This window comes from Tepidanaerobacter sp. GT38 (genome assembly GCF_021991635.1).
Lineage (GTDB): Bacteria > Bacillota > Thermosediminibacteria > Thermosediminibacterales > Tepidanaerobacteraceae > DTU063.
This window is the reverse complement of record NZ_JAFFJA010000139.1, coordinates 1-1,366: the sequence shown is the minus strand read 5'-3', so window position 1 is coordinate 1,366 and position 1,366 is coordinate 1. Positions and strand designations below refer to the sequence as shown.

At 35.8% G+C, this 1,366-nt stretch carries 1 pseudogene; it reads right to left on the bottom strand.

The window, feature by feature from the left end:
- Positions 1–652 precede the first annotated feature (652 nt).
- Positions 653–1,366: pseudogene (locus JT739_RS12525) on the bottom strand (IS110-like element ISCth7 family transposase); the annotation flags it as partial.

The following is a 1,366-nucleotide window of genomic DNA, read 5'->3' as shown; positions in this document are numbered from 1 at the left end:
GGGAAATAAAGCGGCTAACTTCTAAATTCAAAATTCATGATTGAGAAACCCAACATCATTCGGGTTTCCAAAAAATGTGTCGCATTTAATATTGCAATTTAAGATAAAATTTCATTTGCTTCTTTTACAGTTAGGCAATCATAAGAGTAAATAGGTGTTTTTGTATTGACCTTCAAGGTGCTATGTCAGGTAGAAAAGTCTGGCGTGGCACCATTTTTATTACAAGTATCAGTATAATTACTGTAAGATTTGGGAATGAAAGATCTGCTATATTTCTTCAAGCAAAGTTACCCAATCAAACCAAAAGATGACATAATATTTTCTGTTCATTAATGTTAAGCAGGTTGTAAAATCAATGATAGGGGAAAAGTAAAGATTTAAAGATTTAAAATTAAATACAAAATATTGGAAGGGATTTTATATTTGATACAGTATAATCTCAATAAGAAATTTTTCAAGAAGTGAATAGAGTATAAAAATAAGCATACAGATAAGAGTGCAATGTTTTTAAAATAACGTAATGAAAGTGAAAGCTTTGTAAAATCTAGGTATTTAATTTGGAATTAAATAGGCAATGAATTAATTAAAGACGTGCTATGAAAAGTCAACAAATATTTAATTGTTCTTTGACAACCACATAGAGATTCTGGTACTAACGAGAGTTTGTGGGTGACCATTGATAGTTAGGGTCAAAAGGCCTGTTATCTTTCCATAGAGAGTATATCAAGTGAACCATACGGCGAGCTACGGCACCCGTTGCAACCAAGGTATGCTTTCCTTCACTGCGTTTTTTCTCAAAAAACTCTTTCATTTCCGGATTGAAACGTCTAGCAGAAACAGCAGCGAGCCAAATACTATGCCTTAGGACAGGAGAACCCCTTTTTGAAATACGATTACGGGTACCCTCAAACTGACCGGAAGAGCGCACAGTTGCATCTAAACCAGCATAAGCCACAAGAGCCTTAGCATTAGGAAAGCGGTTAATATCGCCAATTTCTCCAATAATTGAAGCAGCAAGCACAGGTCCAATACCAGGGATAGTCTCTAAAACATGTCGATAAGCAGTATCCTTACTAGGCCGCATTTCCTCCATAACTTGCTCAATGGCTTCTTCTATAACACTGATTTGTTCTTCGATAAATTCAATTTGTTCGACTAATAATCGAAGTTCAAGAGTAAAAGCATCTAGCGCAATATTAATGCCAAAAGTGCCTTTAGCCAGAGCTTGTATCTGTTTGGCCCGATCAACTCCCAACCTACCCCGAGAATGCTTATTTAAAAAAGCGGTTAGCTCTGATAGATCTGCTTCTGCCAGGTCTTCTGGTGCAGTAAAAGACTTAAGTAATTCCCGGGATGTATTAATAAA